The sequence below is a fragment of the Streptomyces yerevanensis genome (assembly GCF_000716805.1).
In the GTDB taxonomy this organism is placed as follows: domain Bacteria; phylum Actinomycetota; class Actinomycetes; order Streptomycetales; family Streptomycetaceae; genus Streptomyces; species Streptomyces flaveus.
Genome location: NZ_JNWJ01000076.1, coordinates 14,853 through 29,926 on the forward strand (window position 1 = coordinate 14,853; position 15,074 = coordinate 29,926).

The window sequence follows — 15,074 nt, forward strand, 5'->3', positions numbered from 1 at the left end:
TCCCCTCCCCAGCGGTCCAGTTCACTCCCACGGCAGCGGATCAACGAGGTGTGGGCCGTTCGGGTTACGGTCGTGTGTACGGGTCTGTGTCTGGCGTGCTGCACCTCAAGCAGCTGAAAGCGTGGACCGTTCTAACGGGTCCGTGGTTGGAGCACCTCGTCAAGGGGGTATGGCAACGCTGCCCCGACGGGCCCCAGTGAACCGTGGGCGCTGGCAATTCTGACCGGAATCTGCTCCTTGTGCTGGTTGCCGGACGAATCTGACTAGGGTTCAACTCGGGTGATACCCATCCACGACCAGCAGCTGAGGAAGCGCTCTTTACCGGCCTCGGATCCGTACGCTTCGGGGGTTACTGTCGCTGGCACGCATGTACGTGTCCGTGACATGCCAGGCGGCGAACGGGGCACGGCTGTCAGTGGTGGAGGCCCCGCGGAGACCAGGAATCCAAGGCTCCAGCCGGCCGTCGGCCACCCTGCCCTCGCAGTCGCCTGCTCCTGTCGCCGGGGCTACCGCCCATACCGAGGAGGAGATCGCGGTGAGCGACGGGGCGGTTCGAGGAGGCTGGAGCTCCGCCCGAATAATCGGTGTCTCCGATGGCGTCCGCCCGGATAGCGTCGCCGCCGTGACTCCAGCAGATCTCGCGGCCGTCATCTCCGACGGCGTACACACGGCCATCCAGTCCGGACGCATCTCAGCAGAGGTGCCCAAGGAGATCCGCGTGGAGCGCCCCCGCCACCGCAGCCACGGCGACTACTCGACCAACGTCGCCATGCAACTCGCCAAGTCCGCGGGCCTGCCCGCCCGCGCCGTCGCCGAAGTGCTGGCCCCGCTGGTGAGCGCGGCCGCCGGAGTAGCGAAGGCCGAGGTCGCGGGCCCCGGATTCCTCAACATCACGCTGGAGAGCGCGGCGATCGGCGCCCTCGCGCGCGACATCGTCCTGGCCGGTGACGCCTATGGCCGCACGGACCGGCTCGGCGGCCTTCGGCTCAATTTGGAGTTCGTCTCGGCGAACCCCACCGGGCCGGTGCACATCGGAGGGGCCCGGTGGGCGGTCGTGGGCGATGTGCTCGCCCGGCTGCTCGAGGCAGCGGGCGCACACGTGTCGCGGGAGTACTACTTCAACGATGCCGGCGTGCAGATCGACCGTTTCGCCCGCTCGCTGCTCGCCGCGGCGCAGGGCTCGCCGGTGCCCGAGGACGGCTACAGCGGGGCGTACATCGAGGAGATTGCCGCCGCGGTACTGCGTCGGCGACCCGCGGCCCTGGAACTGCCGGAGTCCGAGGCCCTCGCCGCCTTCCGGACGGAGGGCACGGCGCTGATGTTCGAGGAGATCAAGACATCGCTGGCCGCGTTCGGTACCCGCTTCGACGTCTACTTCAACGAGAAGGACCTGCACGACCAAGGGGACCTGGACGCCGCTGTCGCCCGCCTGCGGGAGGGCGGTCACGTCTTCGAGGACGAGGGCGCTGTCTGGCTGCGCACCACAGACTTCGGTGACGACAAGGACCGGGTCCTGGTGAAGAGCGACGGGTCCTGGACGTACTTCACCGCGGACTGCGCGTACTACCTCAACAAGCGGTCCCGGGGCTTCGAGCGGGTCGTCATCATGCTCGGCGCCGACCACGCGGGCTATGTGGGCCGGATGCGGGCCATGGCGGCCTGCTTCGGTGACGACCCTGACACGCACCTGGAGATCCTGATCGGCCAGCTGGTCAACCTGGTCAAGGACGGGGAGCCGGTCCGGATGAGCAAGCGGGCGGGCACGGTCCTCACCCTGGACGACCTGGTCGAGGCGGTCGGCGTGGACGCCGCGCGGTACGCGCTCGCACGGGCCAGCGTGGACGCGATGATCGACCTCGACATCGACCTGCTCACCCGGCAGTCGAACGACAACCCCGTCTACTACGTCCAGTACGCGCACACGCGGCCGTGCGCCGTACAGCGCAGGGCGGAGGAAGCCGGGATCGAGAAGGGCACACCGCAGGACTTCGACCCCTCCCTGCTCACCCACGAGCGGGAGGCCGACCTGCTGGGCATGCTGGCCGAGTTCCCGCAGGCCGTGGCCACCGCCGCCACGCTGCGCGAGCCGCACCGGGTCGCGCACTACCTGGAGCAGCTGGCCGGCACGTACCACCGCTTCTACGACGCCTGCCGGGTCCTGCCGCGGGCCGGCGAGGACCCGGACGACCGCACCCGGGCCCGGCTGTGGCTGACGGACGCCAGCAGGCTGGTGCTGCGCAACGGGCTGCAGATGCTCGGGGTCTCAGCACCGCAACGAATGTGAACGCGCGACCGCTGACCACCCGAGGCTAGGGGCAAGCGGCGTCTACGGTGGTGTTCAACTCGGCGTCCCCCATCGGCGTGGTGACCGCCAATCGGTCTTCCTGCTCGGCAAGGCCCTCATCAGCGACATGGAGCTTTCCGACCATCGGCCGCATCCGGACCTACGTGCTTGGCGCGGCCGGGATCGCCCTGTCCGCTGAGCTGTTCACGCCCGAGATGGACATTGTCGGCCTCGCAGTGAAGTTCCTTGGCTCGATCAAGGTTCTTGCGGACAGAGCACGTTCGCGCTGAACGCTGGGCTTACGGCTCCGGAGCCGCTTCAACAGGTGTAACGGCAGCCGTAGTAGCCGCCGCAGTCGCGGCAGCCCGCTCCCGTGGCCGGGACCGCGACACGGCGACACCCGCCAGACACACCAGCCCGCCGACGAGGGTGATCCAGCCCGGCACCTCGTCGAGCGCCAGCCAGGACATCAGCACCACCAGGGCGGGCACCGCGTACGTCGTCGCGCCCATCCTCCCGGCCGTCGTACGGGCCAGCGCGAACGCCCAGGTCGTGAACGCGAGAGCGGTCGGGAAGACGCCCAGATACAGCATGTTGAGCGTCGCGGACAGCGGGGCGTCACCGGCCTCGGACACCAGCTGACCGGCGAACGGCAGACAGGCCACCGCGCCGATCACACAGCCGTACGTCGTCACCTGGAGCGCCGAACCGTGCCGCAGAGCCGGCTTCTGGGCGACGACCCCGCCCGCGTACGCCACCGCCGCGAGCAGACAGAGCAGGACGCCGAGTACGGACGCGCCGCCCTCGCCGGACATCGACAGACCGACAATCGCCGCGCCCACGAACGACACCGCCATCCCCGCCAGCAGCCGCGGCGGCAGTCCCTCCTTGAGCAACCATCCCGCGAGCAGGGCCATGACCAGCGGACCGACGTTCACCACCAGGGCGGCCGTGCCCGCGTCGACCTTCTGCTCACCCCAGTTGAGCACCACCATGTAGAGCCCGAACCAGAGCAGCCCGGAGACCACGATCCCGGGCCAGGCGGCACGCGGCGGCAACCCCTCCCCGCGTACGAGACAGATGACCCCGAGCACCAGCGCCCCGGCCAGCAGCCGCCCGAGCGCCAGTGCACCGGGCGAGTACGCGGCTCCCGCACTGCGGATCGACACGAACGCGGACGCCCACAACACGACGGTAACCGCGGCCGCACCGGCGGCGAGCAGGTCCGTACGACGGGCGGACTGGGGAGGGTTCATCACGCTCCAGAGGCTAGGTGGGGACAGGGCGGAAGGGCTCGCGAATTTCGGACGGGGTGCTGAGCGAACAAGGGGGAAGGTCAGTGGAGCGTCGCCGGCTCGATTCCCAGCAGCTCCGCGAAGGCCCGTTCGCCCTTGTCCGTGACCTTCACGGCCCGCTCCGAGCCGATGTGTACGCACCAGCCCGCGTCCAGCGCGTGCCGGCACAGGGCGGCGCCCGCGACGCCGGCGAGGTGCGGTCGGCGTTCGGTCCAGTCGAGGCAGGCCCGGGCGAGGGGCCGCCGACCGGTGCGTACGAGGGGAATGCCCTGCTCGTCGAACCAGGCCAGCCCATCATCCGTGAGCGCGAACCCTGTGTCCCGCCGCAGCAGTTGGAGCCCGGTCAGGGCGTCGGTGACGGCGATGCCCAGGCGCCCGGCGAGGTGGTCGTAGCAGGTGCGGCCACGCGCCATCGCGGAACCGGCACTGGACTCCCGCAAGCCGCGTGGCCGCTCGTTGCCCGGAGGTGCGATGTACGCGGCGAGGTCCTCGACGAGCTGCGCGACCCGCGCGTCGGCCAGTCGTACGTACCGGTGCCGCCCCTGCCGTTCCTCGGCGAGCAGCCCGCCCGCGACGAGCTTGCCCAGATGTTCGCTGGCCGTCGACGCGGCGACGCCCGCGTACCGAGCCAGCTCGCCGGCCGTCCAGGCCCGACCGTCGAACAGGGCCAGCAGGAAGGCGGCCCGTGTCTCGTCGGCGATCAGCCCGGCAAGCGCCGCGAGTCCCGGGGCCTGGGCGTTCCCGGACCGCGTGCGGGGCGTGTTCCTGGTGCTCATGGCCTCAGCATGCGATACGGACGGTTCGGCGGCGGCCGAACCTTCCGTATCGCCTCCGCGCGAGCGCGCTACACCGCTCGCGCCAGCTGCTCGTACTGCTGCGTCAGCCCGTCCAGCAGCGCCATGAGCCCCGTCTCGAAGGCCCGCTCGTCGATCTTCTCCTGCTGCTCGGCGAGGAGATGGGCCTGCCCGAGATGCGGGTAGTTGGCGGGGTCGTACGCGCTCTCGTCGTCCACGAAACCCCCGGCGAACGAGCCGAGCGCGGAGCCCATGATGAAGTACCGCATCAGCGCGCCGATGGACGTGGCCTGCGCGGGCGGCCAGCCCGCGGCGACCATCGCGCCGAAGACCGCGTCCGCCAGGCGCAGACCGGCCGGCCGGCGGCCGGGGCCGCGGGCGAGGACCGGCACGATGTTCGGGTGGTCGCGCAGGGCCGACCGATAGGAGACGGCCCAGTCGTGCAGCGCGGTGCGCCAGTCCCGGCCGTCCTCGAACATCGACAGATCGACCTGCGCGCTCACCGAGTCCGCGACCGCCTCCAGGATCTGGTCCTTCGTACGGAAGTGGTTGTAGAGCGAGGGCCCGCTCACTCCCAGTTCGGCGGCGAGCCGACGCGTGGAGACGGCCGCGAGACCCTCCGCGTCGACGAGCGCCCGCGCCGTCGCGACGATGCGGTCGGTGCTGAGGAGGGGCTTGCGCGGTCGGGCCATGGCGCACATGGTATGGCTGCGCTCAGAAACCAGGAGTGCTCATCCCCAGGTGCCTGCAATGGTGATGCAGCGGCTACCTGAGTACGCGGCTGAGTATCCGAGCGGATGTGGTGCCCGCCACTTTCGCCGATTCTCTTCCCCATGAGTGAGACACCTGTCAAGCAGCAGTCCACCGCGGCCTTCTACGGCCAGGCGGTCATCGCGTTCGCCATCGCCATGGCGGCCACGGCCATCGGCATCTTCAACCTGCAGGCCGACGCCTGGGTGCGTGGCTTCCTGGGGATCGCCGTCCTCTACCTCGTCACCTCGGCCTTCACGCTGGCCAAGGTGATCCGCGACCGGCAGGAGGCCGGGCAGATCGTCAGCCGGGTCGACCAGGCCCGGCTGGAGAAGCTGCTCGCGGAGCACGACCCCTTCGAGAAGCTTTGACCCTTCGAGAAGCTCTGAACCGCTTGCAGCTCCGGGGCCCTGAGCGGGCACGCTAAGCGCTCGCTCAGGTCGCGAGGTATGGTGGTTCGTCCTGCCAGTGGAGAACTGACAGCGGAGAAGGGGCGAACAGCGATGAGTACGGCGGAGGAAACGGCCGGCGGCGAGATGCCGCCATGGGCCGAGGTCACCCCGGACGCGGCCAGGCGGCTGCTCGTCGCCGCGGTGGAGGCCTTCGCCGAGCGCGGGTACCACGCGACGACGACCCGCGACATCGCGGGCCGCGCCGGCATGAGCCCGGCCGCGCTCTACATCCACTACAAGACCAAGGAAGAGCTGCTCCACCGGATCAGCAGAATCGGCCACGAGAAGGCCGTCGAGATCTTGCGGACGGCTGCCCAGGGTGAGGGCAGCGCGACCGAACGGCTCGCGGACGCCGTGAGTTCCTTCGTGCGCTGGCACGCCGGGGGGCGCACCACCGCGCGAGTCGTGCAGTACGAACTGGACTCGCTCGGCCCGGCCGCCCGCGCCGAGATCATCGCGCTGCGCCGCCAGGTCGATGCCGAGGTGCGCGGGATCATCGAGGACGGCGTGGCAAGCGGCGAGTTCGACGTACTCGACGTCCAGGGCACCACACTCGCCGTGCTCTCGCTGTGCATCGACGTCGCCCGCTGGTTCAACGTGAACGGCCCTCGGACGCCGGACGAGGTCGGCGCGCTGAACGCCGACCTCGTGCTGCGGATGGTGGGGGCGAGGAAGTAGCCCTGGGTCGCCGACGCCTTCGTACCGATCAGAAGTAGTAGCGCGACACCGACTCCGCCACGCACACCGGCTTGTCGCCGCCCTCGCGCTCCACGGTCACCGCGGCCGTGAGCTGCACGCCGCCGCCCGCCTCCGTGACCTCCTTGAGCACCGCCGTGGCGCGCAGCCGCGATCCCACCGGCACAGGCGCGGGAAACCGCACCTTGTTGCTGCCGTAGTTGACGCCCATCTTCATCCCCTCGACCCGCATGACCTGCGGCACGAGCGCGGGCAACAGCGACAACGTCAGATATCCGTGCGCGATGGTCGTCCCGAAGGGACCCGTGGCCGCCTTCTCCGGGTCCACATGAATCCACTGGTGGTCACCCGTCGCGTCCGCGAACAGATCGATCCGCTTCTGGTCGATCTCCAGCCAGTCGCTGTACCCCAGCTGCTCGCCCACCGCTGCCTTCAGCTCGTCGGCGGACGTGAAGATCCTCGGCTCTGCCATGTCCCTGGCCTCCCGCGTGGTCAATGTCTAAGCGACTGCTTAGCATGGTCGGGTGCGGGGCCCATGTCAACGGACCGAGATGCTACGTACCGCAGTGTGACGAGGTGGGTAGGCTTTAAGGAATGCCCCAGATTCCAGAGAAGATCCATGAACTCACGGTCGGCCAGTTGTCGGCCCGCAGCGGCGCTGCCGTATCCGCCCTGCACTTCTACGAGTCCAAGGGCCTGATCAGCAGCCGCCGGACCACGGGCAATCAGCGCCGCTACGCGCGTGACGCCCTGCGCCGGGTCGCCTTCGTGCGGGCCGCCCAGCGCGTCGGCATTCCGCTGGCCACGATCCGCGACGCGCTCGCCGAACTCCCCGAGGGGCGTACTCCGACGCGGGAGGACTGGGCCCGCCTCTCGGAGGCCTGGCGTTCCGAACTCGACGAGCGCATCAAGCAGTTGAGCCGTCTGCGCGACCACCTCACCGACTGTATCGGCTGCGGCTGTCTCTCCCTGGAAACCTGCGTGCTGTCCAACCCGGACGACGTCTTCGGCGAGAAGCGGAGCGGTTCGCGACTCATGGTGGAACGCAAAGGCGCTCCGCTGGGTTGAGCAGGGCGCCTACCGGGTGGGTGGGTTCGGTCCGTTGGCGACTGCGGGCCGTCTGTGGCTGGTCGCGCCGTTCCCCGCGCCCCTTAGGTGTGTGGTGGGTGCGGGGTCGTGGGCCGGTGCGTCAGCCCGTCGCAGGCCGGGCATACGGCCCTGGCCCGGTGCAAGGCCCTGGTCCTCCGAGACCGAAGCTACGCGACGGGCATACGACGCACCGGCCCACGACCCCTCCCGCCGGAGGGCAAGGTGCTGGCAGTCGGGGGTGCGGGCTTTTCCGGAGCGCCGGGTCCTCGGGGTGCGGGCTTTCCGGGGCGCGGCTCATGCCGGTTGACGGAGGCGTGCTCCAGTAGCACGGTCCACTCGTGGATCCGTGCGAGAGGAGTGCTCATGAGTGTCGCCATCTGTTCCCTGATGTGGCAAGCCGCCCACTCGGGGCCACAGAGGATCACCTACGACCAGGACGGCTACCACTTGGTGCGCTTCCCGTATGTGACCGGCGAGGAGCAGTACGACCCCTGGAACATGCACGACCCGGCGCACGGCGGGGACACCGCGTCGAAGTTCCCCGACCCGCGCTCGGCGCTGATCTGGCCCAGCCATGACGGCTGGGGCGTGCTGTCCGCGATGGTGTTCTGGCAGGCGGACGCCCGCGCTCATGAGTACCGGGCGCGCTTCGTCCGCGACCCGCTGAACGCCACGACGGGTTACGACTCGACCGCCACCACCGACATCCAGGCGACTCGCGGCGGCCAGTACCGCACCTACGTCTGGCAGATGTTCGTCCACCCGGGGACGCCGCTCGGCCTGAAGATCTCGGCGCGCGGAACCGGTGACACGAAGATCGCCGTGCCGATGTTCCACGCCCAGTTCAAGCTCGCCATTCACACGGACGTCATGCAGCCGTAGGTGCCACTTGCCTCGGCTTCACTCGCCCTGACCATCACGTGCACGGGGGTGCGCCGCCGTGCAAGCCGCACCCCCGTCGTGCTTACACCGACACCAACAACCGCCCACGCCTGGACTCCGCCAGGGCCGCGGGCGTCAGAACGGGACGCGGAACCACTATCCCGCAGTCCGTGCAGACCGGGCCCGAGGACGGTTCGTGGGCCAGGTCGTACTTCCATGTGAGGCGGTCGCCCGAGCACACCGGGCAGACCGAGCCGGGTTCGCGCTCCAGGGCCGCGATGAGCCGGCGGAGGACTTCCGCCAGGGGCTCATGGGGGTGGACCCGGGGGTCGTCGCACCACGCGACACCACAACCGCCCCAGGTCAGCCGGTGCCAGTCGTCGACACTGCCCGGCCTGCGCAGCCCGTCGTGCTTTTCCTTCCTGCGGCGCTCGGCGAACGCGTCCTCGTAGGCGAGCCACACCGAGCGCGCCTCTTCGAGTTCGTCGAGCGCGGCCACCAGCCGGGCCGGATCGGGGGAGCGGTCCTCGGGACCGAACCCGGCCCGGGAGCACAAATGGTCCCAGGTGGCCCGATGTCCGTAAGGGGCAAACCTTTCAAGGCACTTGCGCAGTGAATAGCGCCGCAGTGCCAGGTCGCACCTCGGATCGCGCACCTGTCTCGCCAGACTCCGGAAACCGGCCATCGCCCTGCACCTCCGTCACACCTGTACCTGTACTTCGGTCACTTCGGCGTCGTCGTACGAACGTTGCCGAATAGACGTATCGACAGCCGATTCGGCTCCATCCAATTTCCGATGACCGTCATCAACTCTCTGAGGGGCGACATTTCAGCCGCACACCGGGCTCCTTTCAGCCAATGCCCCTAGATCGCCCAGTCGTTGCGACGCCAAAAGGTGACTCCTGCTCATCTTCAACTTCTGGGCTACCGGCGGTAACCTCCAGCGCATCAATGTCGGGAGGAGCACTAATGCGACGGCGCACCCCACGCACCACCCCCCACGGCCTGAGAACTCCCCGCAGATTCGCGGGGTTCCTGAAGGCCGCATCAGTGTTCGTTCTCACTGTCGGCCTGCTGTCACCGCTGCAACAGTCGGCTGCCGCCGATCCGGAGCCGAAGGCGACCGACTACTGCGAGGGGCAGTGCGCGGACATCCTGCCGCCGGGTACCAACGGCAGTGCCACGCTCGCCGAGATCCTCGGCAATCAGCTGTTCGGTTCGCAGCCGGCGCACGCGGACGATCAACTCGGCCCGTACGACGCGCTGTCGTCCGGGTACCCGTCCCTGACCAACGACACCCTCAAGAATTTCTACGCCGACGCCTCCTTCGGCGTCCCCTCCGACCAGGTCGCCTCCGTCACCAAGCCCCGTGACGACGTGACGATCACGCGCGACAAGAAGTACGGCATCCCCCACATCAAGGGCAGCACGCGCTACGGCACCGAGTTCGGCGCGGGCTACGCGGCCGGCCAGGACCGGATGTGGCTCATCGACCTGTTCCGGCACATCGGACGCGGCGAGTTGACCCCGTTCGCGGGTGGCGCGGAGTCCAACCAGGGCCTGGAGCAGCAGTTCTGGCCGCAGGCCCCGTACACGGAGGCCGACTTCCAGAAGCAGGTCGACTGGCTGCTCAACAACTCCGGAGAGCGCGGCAAGCAGGCCATGGAGGACGCGCAGGCCTATGTCGACGGCCTCAACGCCTACCGGGTGGCAGCGAAGAACGGCCGCTACTTCCCCGGCGAGTACGTCCTCACCGGCAAGATCGACTCGGTCACCAACGTGGGCGAGATCGAGCCCTTCAAGGTGACCGACATGATCGCGCTCGCCTCCGTCGTGGGCGCCCTCTTCGGCACCGGCGGCGGCGGAGAGGTCGAGTCCGCGATCTCCCTCCTCGAGGCCCAGCAGAAGTACGGCGTCGAGGAAGGCAGCAAGGTCTGGGAGTCGTTCCGCGGACGCAACGACCCCGAGACCGTACTGACCCTCCACGACGGCAGCAGCTTCCCGTACGGGACGAAGCCCGAGAACCCGAAGGGCACCGCCCTGCCGGATCCGGGCTCTGTCGAGAAGGAGCAGCTGATCCACGACCGCACGGGCGCCGCCCGGTCGGGCGCGCAGGCGACCACCACTTCGGTGAAGACGCCGAGCAGGCTGAAGCCCCTGAAGGGAGCCTTCAACGAAGGAGTCCTCCCCGAGGACCTCTTCAGCGGCGGTGCGACCAAGAAGGGCATGTCCAACGCCCTGATGGTCTCCGGGAAGCACACGGCCAGCGGCAACCCGATCGCCGTCTTCGGCCCGCAGACCGGCTATTTCGCACCGCAGTTGCTGATGATGCAGGAACTCCAGGGTCCCGGCATCAGCGCCCGCGGCGTCTCCTTCGCAGGCGTCGGCATGTACGTACAGCTCGGCCGCGGCCAGGACTACTCCTGGTCGGCCACCTCCTCACACCAGGACATCACCGACTCGTACGCCCTTCAGCTGTGCGAGCCGGGCGGCGGCACGCCCACCAAGCAGTCCACGTCGTACCTCTACCGCGGCGTCTGCACCCCCATGGAGAAGATGGAGAAGACCAACGCCTGGAAGCCGTCGGTCGCCGACTCCACAGCCGCCGGCTCCTACCGGATGCAGGTCTTCAGAACGAACTACGGCGTCGTCACGCACCGCGCGACCATCGACGGCAAGCCCTACGCGTACACCTCACTGCGCTCCACCTACCGCCACGAGGCCGACTCCGTCATCGGCTTCCAGATGATGAACGACCCCTCGTACGTGAAGGACGCGAAGTCCTTCCAGAAGGCGGCACAGAACATCTCGTACGCCTTCAACTGGTTCTACGCGGACTCCCGTGACACCGCCTACTACATGAGCGGCAGTCACCCGGTGCGCGCGAAGGACGTCGACGGGTCCTTCCCGGTGAAGGCCGAGAAGGCATACGAGTGGCGGGACTTCGACCCGGAGCACAACACGGCCGCGCTGGCGCCGCCCGCCGAGCATCCGCAGTCGCTCAACCAGGACTACTACGTCTCCTGGAACAACAAGCAGGTCAAGGACTTCAGTTCCGCCAACTTCAGCATGGGCGCGGTCCATCGCGGTGATCTCCTCGACGACCGGGTGAAGAAGCTCGTCGAGAAGGGGGGTGTCACCAGGGCGTCCCTGACCAAGGCGATGGCCGAGGCCGCGGTCGTCGATCTGCGCGGCGAGCAGGTGCTGCCGGAACTCCTCAAGGTTCTGCGCAGCAAGCCGATCAGTGATCCGGCGCAGGTCAAGGCGGTCGACCAGCTGGAGGCCTGGCTCAAGGCGGGTGCCCAGCGCAAGCAGACGTCCGCGAACTCGAAGAAGTACGCGCACACGGACGCGATCCGGGTCATGGACGCGTGGTGGCCACTGCTCGTCGAGGCCGAGTTCAAGCCGGGGCTCGGGCAGGAACTGTGGGACGCGCTGACCGCGCAGCTCACGGTCGACGAGTCACCGTCCGCCGGCCACGGCGCGACCGGCGCGCACGCGGGCTCGGCCTTCCAGTACGGCTGGTGGGGCTACGTCGACAAGGACCTCCGTACGGTCCTGGGTGACCCGGTGGAGGGCAAGCTGGGCCGCACGTACTGCGGCGACGGCAACCTCGACGCCTGCCGGACAGCTCTGCTGACGAGCCTGGGCCAGGCCGCGGCCAAGCCCGCAAACGAGGTCTACCCGGGCGACAACGTCTGCTCGGCCGGCGACCAGTGGTGCTCGGACGCCATCGTCCAGCGAGCGGTCGGTGGCATCACCCACCGGCCGATCCAGTGGCAGAACCGGCCCACGTATCAGCAGGTGGTGGAGTTCCCGGGGCATCGGTAACAGCTCCCGGTAGCGGTTCCCTCCGGCGGTGGGGGCGGGGTTTCCTCGCTTCCACCGCCGCTTTGTGCGACTGAGGCCGAGGCGCCTGTTGAAAGTGCGGTTGCGATGGTGGTGACTGATGGCTTCGGGGCCGTGTCCTACAGGGTGTTCCTTCCCTTCCCTCCCAACATACCGACCGGTTAGTCTGACCGTAGTGTCGCGTCGTGTCGAAGGAGACCGAGGGTGGAAGCCGTGCGGGATGCCGGGGTGGTCGTCACCGGAGCGGGGGGTGGGATCGGGGCCGCGTTGGCTCGTCGGTTCGCTGCCGCCGGGGCTCGGGTTGTCGTCAACGATCTCGATGGTGTGAAGGCTCAGGTAGTCGCCGAGGAGATCGGTGGTGTCGCGGTGCCGGGGGATGCCTCCGCGATCGTGGCCGAGGCTCGGGACGTGCTCGATGGCAGGGTCGATGTCTACTGTGCCAATGCGGGGCTCGCTTCGGGCGGTACGGAAGCGGCCGATGAGAAGGTCTGGGCGTTGGCCTGGGATGTGAACGTCATGGCACACGTGCGGGCGGCGCATGAGCTGATTCCTGACTGGCTGGAGCGGGGCAGCGGCCGTTTCGTTTCGACGGTCTCGGCGGCGGGGCTGCTCACGATGGTCGGTGCCGCGCCCTACAGCGTCACCAAGCACGGTGCGTACGCCTTCGCCGAGTGGCTGTCGCTGACGTACCGCCATCGTGGCGTGAAGGTGCACGCGATCTGCCCTCAGGGCGTACGGACGGACATGCTGGCCAACACGGGCAGTGCGGGCGACCTTGTGCTCCAGCCGACCGCGATCGAGCCCGAGGCGGTCGCGGACGCGCTCTTCGCGGGGATCGAGGAGGACCGGTTCCTGATCCTGCCGCATCCGGAGGTCGCCGGGTACTACCAGGCAAGGGCCACCGACCCGGACCGCTGGCTGACGAACATGAACCACATCCAGCAGAAGTGGGAGGCGGACGGCCGGTGACGACTCGCCTGTACGCCGTCAAATCGGACCCCGGCGCACTCGCCTCGCAGCACAGGGAGAGACTGGCCCCGTACACACCCGCGTGATCCTGCTCTGCTTGCCGAAAACGGACAGTGAGAAGATCCTCCGCGGGGACGCGCTCGGACAGTGCGGGCGGCAGGGACAACGGTCGGTGACTTTCGAAAGGCAGGTGGCGGCGGTGCCCAGGACGATGGAAGGGGACGGTACGCCCGTCCCGAGGCGACTGCTGGCAGCGGCCACCAGACTCTTCGCCGAGCAGGGATACGACCGCACCTCGGTGCAGGAGATCGTCGAGGCGGCGGGCGTCACCAAGGGTGCGCTGTACCACTACTTCGGTTCCAAGGACGATCTGCTGCACGAGGTGTACGCGCGCGTGCTGCGCCTGCAGCAGGAGCGGCTGGACGCTTTCGCGGGCGCCGACGCACCCGTCGAGGAGCGGCTGCGGGGGGCCGCTGCCGACGTGGTGGTCACAACGATCGAGAACCTCGACGACGCGGCGATCTTCTGGCGGTCCATGCACCACCTCAGCCCCGAGAAGAACAAGCAGGTGCGTGCCGAGCGCCGCAGCTACCACGAACGTTTCCGCGCCCTGATCGAGGAGGGCCAGGAATCGGGCGTCTTCTCCAAGGCGACGCCCGCCGACCTGGTGGTGGACTACCACTTCGGCTCCGTCCACCACCTGCCGACGTGGTACAGCCCCGACGGCCCGCTGAGCCCGCAGCAGGTGGCCGACCATCTCGCCGACCTGCTGCTGCGGGCTCTGCGCCCCTGAGGGAACTACAGATACTGCTTGATCTCCCGGCGCGCCAGTGACCGCTGGTGCACCTCGTCCGGACCGTCGGCGAGCTTCAACGTGCGGGCGCTCGCCCACAGTTCGGCCAGCGGGAAGTCCTGGCTGACGCCGCCCGCGCCGTGCAGCTGAACGGCCTTGTCGAGGATGTCGACGACCGTCCGCGGAGTCGCGATCTTGATCGCCTGGATCTCGGTGTGCGCACCGCGATTGCCGACGGTGTCCATCATCCAGGCCGTCTTCAGGACCAGCAGCCGCAGCTGCTCGACGGCCACGCGCGCGTCCGCGATCCAGTTCTGCACGACGCCCTGCTGGGCGAGCGGCTTGCCGAAGGCGGTGCGTGAGACGGCCCGTCGGCACATCAGCTCGATGGCCCGTTCCGCCATGCCGATCAGCCGCATGCAGTGGTGGATACGGCCCGGACCGAGCCGCGCCTGGGCGATGGCGAAGCCGCCGCCCTCCTCGCCGATCAGATTGCTCACGGGAACCCGCGCCCGGTCGAAGACGACCTCCGCGTGGCCGCCGTGGGAGTGGTCCTCGTAGCCGTAGACCTGCATCGCGCGGCGGATCTCGACGCCCGGGGTGTCGCGGGGTACAAGGACCATGGACTGTTGACGCCGGATATCGGCCCCGTCCGGGTCCGTCTTGCCCATCACGATGAAGATCCTGCAGTCCGGGTTCATCGCCCCGGAGATGTACCACTTGCGGCCGGTGATGACGTACTCGTCGCCCTCGCGCTCGATGCGAGTGGTGATGTTCGTGGCGTCGGACGAGGCCACCTCGGGTTCCGTCATCGCGAACGCCGAGCGGATCTCACCCGCGAGCAGCGGCTGGAGCCACTGCTTCTTCTGCTGCTCGTCGCCGAACTGCGTGAGCACCTCCATGTTGCCGGTGTCAGGCGCCGCGCAGTTCGTCGCCGTCGGCGCCAAGTGGGGGGAGCGGCCGGTGATTTCGGCCAGCGGCGCGTACTGGAGATTGGTCAGCCCGGCACCGTACTCGCTGTCCGGGAGGAAGAGGTTCCACAGCCCCTGCCGCCGCGCCTCGGCTTTCAACTCCTCTACGACAGCAGGGGTGTCCCACGGCGAAGCGAGATTGGCCCGCTGCTCATGGGCGACTGTCTCGGCCGGATAGACGTACTCGTCCATGAAGGCGAGGAGCTTGCCGCGCAGTTCCTCGGTGCGCGCGTCGAAAGCGAAGTCCATG

General features: G+C 68.7%; 15 protein-coding genes. 9 read left to right on the forward strand and 6 right to left on the reverse strand.

Annotated elements, in window-relative coordinates; genetic code table 11:
• The first annotated feature begins 622 nt into the window (after positions 1 to 622).
• Both argS and OP79_RS55635 read left to right on the forward strand, forming a co-directional pair.
• Complete coding sequence (gene argS / locus OP79_RS42795; RefSeq protein ID WP_033328537.1) at positions 623 to 2,284, forward strand: arginine--tRNA ligase; 1,662 nt, start codon at positions 623 to 625, stop codon at positions 2,282 to 2,284.
• A 47-nt stretch (positions 2,285 to 2,331) separates the two neighbouring features.
• Positions 2,332 to 2,574, forward strand: a complete 243-nt coding sequence (locus tag OP79_RS55635) for a hypothetical protein (RefSeq protein WP_157857461.1) — start codon at positions 2,332 to 2,334, stop codon at positions 2,572 to 2,574.
• Between the two features lie 9 nt (positions 2,575 to 2,583).
• Here the strand turns inward: OP79_RS55635 and OP79_RS42800 are convergent, their stop codons facing one another.
• From OP79_RS42800 to OP79_RS42810, 3 genes are all read right to left on the reverse strand, one after another.
• Entirely contained in the window at positions 2,584 to 3,540 is a 957-nt protein-coding gene (locus OP79_RS42800) for a DMT family transporter (RefSeq protein ID WP_033328538.1), read from the reverse strand.
• An 80-nt stretch (positions 3,541 to 3,620) separates the two neighbouring features.
• Complete coding sequence (locus OP79_RS42805) at positions 3,621 to 4,355, reverse strand: ArsR/SmtB family transcription factor (protein ID WP_033328539.1); 735 nt, start codon at positions 4,353 to 4,355, stop codon at positions 3,621 to 3,623.
• Positions 4,356 to 4,423: 68 nt separating this feature from the next.
• A complete protein-coding gene (locus tag OP79_RS42810; RefSeq protein ID WP_033328566.1) occupies positions 4,424 to 5,065 on the reverse strand; it encodes a TetR/AcrR family transcriptional regulator in 642 nt (213 codons plus the stop codon).
• Between the two features lie 141 nt (positions 5,066 to 5,206).
• Between OP79_RS42810 and OP79_RS42815 the strand changes: the two genes are divergently transcribed.
• Together OP79_RS42815 and OP79_RS42820 are read left to right on the forward strand one after the other, a co-directional pair.
• On the forward strand, positions 5,207 to 5,494 hold the full coding sequence (locus OP79_RS42815) for a YiaA/YiaB family inner membrane protein (RefSeq protein WP_033328540.1): 288 nt from the start codon (positions 5,207 to 5,209) through the stop codon (positions 5,492 to 5,494).
• Positions 5,495 to 5,626: 132 nt separating this feature from the next.
• Positions 5,627 to 6,253, forward strand: coding sequence for a TetR/AcrR family transcriptional regulator (locus OP79_RS42820; protein WP_033328541.1), 627 nt, complete (start codon positions 5,627 to 5,629; stop codon positions 6,251 to 6,253).
• Positions 6,254 to 6,281: 28 nt separating this feature from the next.
• Here OP79_RS42820 and OP79_RS42825 read toward each other — a convergent pair whose 3' ends face one another.
• Entirely contained in the window at positions 6,282 to 6,743 is a 462-nt protein-coding gene (locus OP79_RS42825) for a MaoC family dehydratase (RefSeq protein WP_033328542.1), read from the reverse strand.
• 122 nt (positions 6,744 to 6,865) lie between these two features.
• Between OP79_RS42825 and soxR the strand changes: the two genes are divergently transcribed.
• Positions 6,866 to 7,339 (forward strand): redox-sensitive transcriptional activator SoxR, encoded by a 474-nt coding sequence (gene soxR, locus OP79_RS42830; protein WP_033328543.1) that lies wholly within the window; start codon positions 6,866 to 6,868, stop codon positions 7,337 to 7,339.
• Positions 7,340 to 7,723: 384 nt separating this feature from the next.
• Positions 7,724 to 8,242 carry a hypothetical protein gene (locus OP79_RS42835; RefSeq protein ID WP_033328544.1) on the forward strand — a complete coding sequence of 173 codons (519 nt, stop codon included), beginning with the start codon at positions 7,724 to 7,726 and terminating at the stop codon, positions 8,240 to 8,242.
• An 82-nt stretch (positions 8,243 to 8,324) separates the two neighbouring features.
• On the opposite strand, the gene OP79_RS42840 is transcribed toward OP79_RS42835, so the two are convergent.
• Positions 8,325 to 8,927 carry a hypothetical protein gene (locus OP79_RS42840; RefSeq protein ID WP_033328545.1) on the reverse strand — a complete coding sequence of 201 codons (603 nt, stop codon included), beginning with the start codon at positions 8,925 to 8,927 and terminating at the stop codon, positions 8,325 to 8,327.
• Positions 8,928 to 9,211: 284 nt separating this feature from the next.
• On the opposite strand from OP79_RS42840, the gene OP79_RS42845 reads away from it, so the two are divergent.
• The 3 genes from OP79_RS42845 to OP79_RS42855 all read left to right on the forward strand — a co-directional run bounded on the left by OP79_RS42845 (position 9,212) and on the right by OP79_RS42855 (position 13,853).
• The gene (locus tag OP79_RS42845) at positions 9,212 to 12,073 is read left to right on the forward strand and encodes a penicillin acylase family protein (protein WP_033328546.1); all 2,862 of its coding nucleotides are present in this window, start codon (positions 9,212 to 9,214) and stop codon (positions 12,071 to 12,073) included.
• 222 nt (positions 12,074 to 12,295) lie between these two features.
• Positions 12,296 to 13,060, forward strand: a complete 765-nt coding sequence (locus OP79_RS42850) for an SDR family oxidoreductase (protein WP_033328547.1) — start codon at positions 12,296 to 12,298, stop codon at positions 13,058 to 13,060.
• A gap of 199 nt (positions 13,061 to 13,259) precedes the next feature.
• The gene (locus OP79_RS42855) at positions 13,260 to 13,853 is read left to right on the forward strand and encodes a TetR/AcrR family transcriptional regulator (RefSeq protein ID WP_033328567.1); all 594 of its coding nucleotides are present in this window, start codon (positions 13,260 to 13,262) and stop codon (positions 13,851 to 13,853) included.
• A gap of 5 nt (positions 13,854 to 13,858) precedes the next feature.
• Here OP79_RS42855 and OP79_RS42860 read toward each other — a convergent pair whose 3' ends face one another.
• Positions 13,859 to 15,073: an acyl-CoA dehydrogenase family protein gene (locus OP79_RS42860; RefSeq protein ID WP_033328548.1), complete on the reverse strand. Its 1,215-nt coding sequence runs from the start codon at positions 15,071 to 15,073 to the stop codon at positions 13,859 to 13,861.
• Position 15,074: the final 1 nt, after the last annotated feature.

What these genes read in the sequence shown, in the direction of transcription:
- OP79_RS42805 (WP_033328539.1), bottom strand. Translation starts at nt 4,355, where the DNA reads ATGAGCACCAGGAACACGCCCCGCACGCGGTCCGGGAACGCCCAGGCC.
- OP79_RS42800 (WP_033328538.1), bottom strand. Translation starts at nt 3,540, where the DNA reads ATGAACCCTCCCCAGTCCGCCCGTCGTACGGACCTGCTCGCCGCCGGT.
- OP79_RS42840 (WP_033328545.1), bottom strand. Translation starts at nt 8,927, where the DNA reads ATGGCCGGTTTCCGGAGTCTGGCGAGACAGGTGCGCGATCCGAGGTGC.
- OP79_RS42810 (WP_033328566.1), bottom strand. Translation starts at nt 5,065, where the DNA reads ATGGCCCGACCGCGCAAGCCCCTCCTCAGCACCGACCGCATCGTCGCG.
- OP79_RS42835 (WP_033328544.1), top strand. Translation starts at nt 7,724, where the DNA reads ATGAGTGTCGCCATCTGTTCCCTGATGTGGCAAGCCGCCCACTCGGGG.
- OP79_RS42815 (WP_033328540.1), top strand. Translation starts at nt 5,207, where the DNA reads ATGAGTGAGACACCTGTCAAGCAGCAGTCCACCGCGGCCTTCTACGGC.
- OP79_RS42820 (WP_033328541.1), top strand. Translation starts at nt 5,627, where the DNA reads ATGAGTACGGCGGAGGAAACGGCCGGCGGCGAGATGCCGCCATGGGCC.
- OP79_RS42860 (WP_033328548.1), bottom strand. Translation starts at nt 15,073, where the DNA reads ATGGACTTCGCTTTCGACGCGCGCACCGAGGAACTGCGCGGCAAGCTC.
- soxR (WP_033328543.1), top strand. Translation starts at nt 6,866, where the DNA reads ATGCCCCAGATTCCAGAGAAGATCCATGAACTCACGGTCGGCCAGTTG.
- OP79_RS42845 (WP_033328546.1), top strand. Translation starts at nt 9,212, where the DNA reads ATGCGACGGCGCACCCCACGCACCACCCCCCACGGCCTGAGAACTCCC.
- OP79_RS42825 (WP_033328542.1), bottom strand. Translation starts at nt 6,743, where the DNA reads ATGGCAGAGCCGAGGATCTTCACGTCCGCCGACGAGCTGAAGGCAGCG.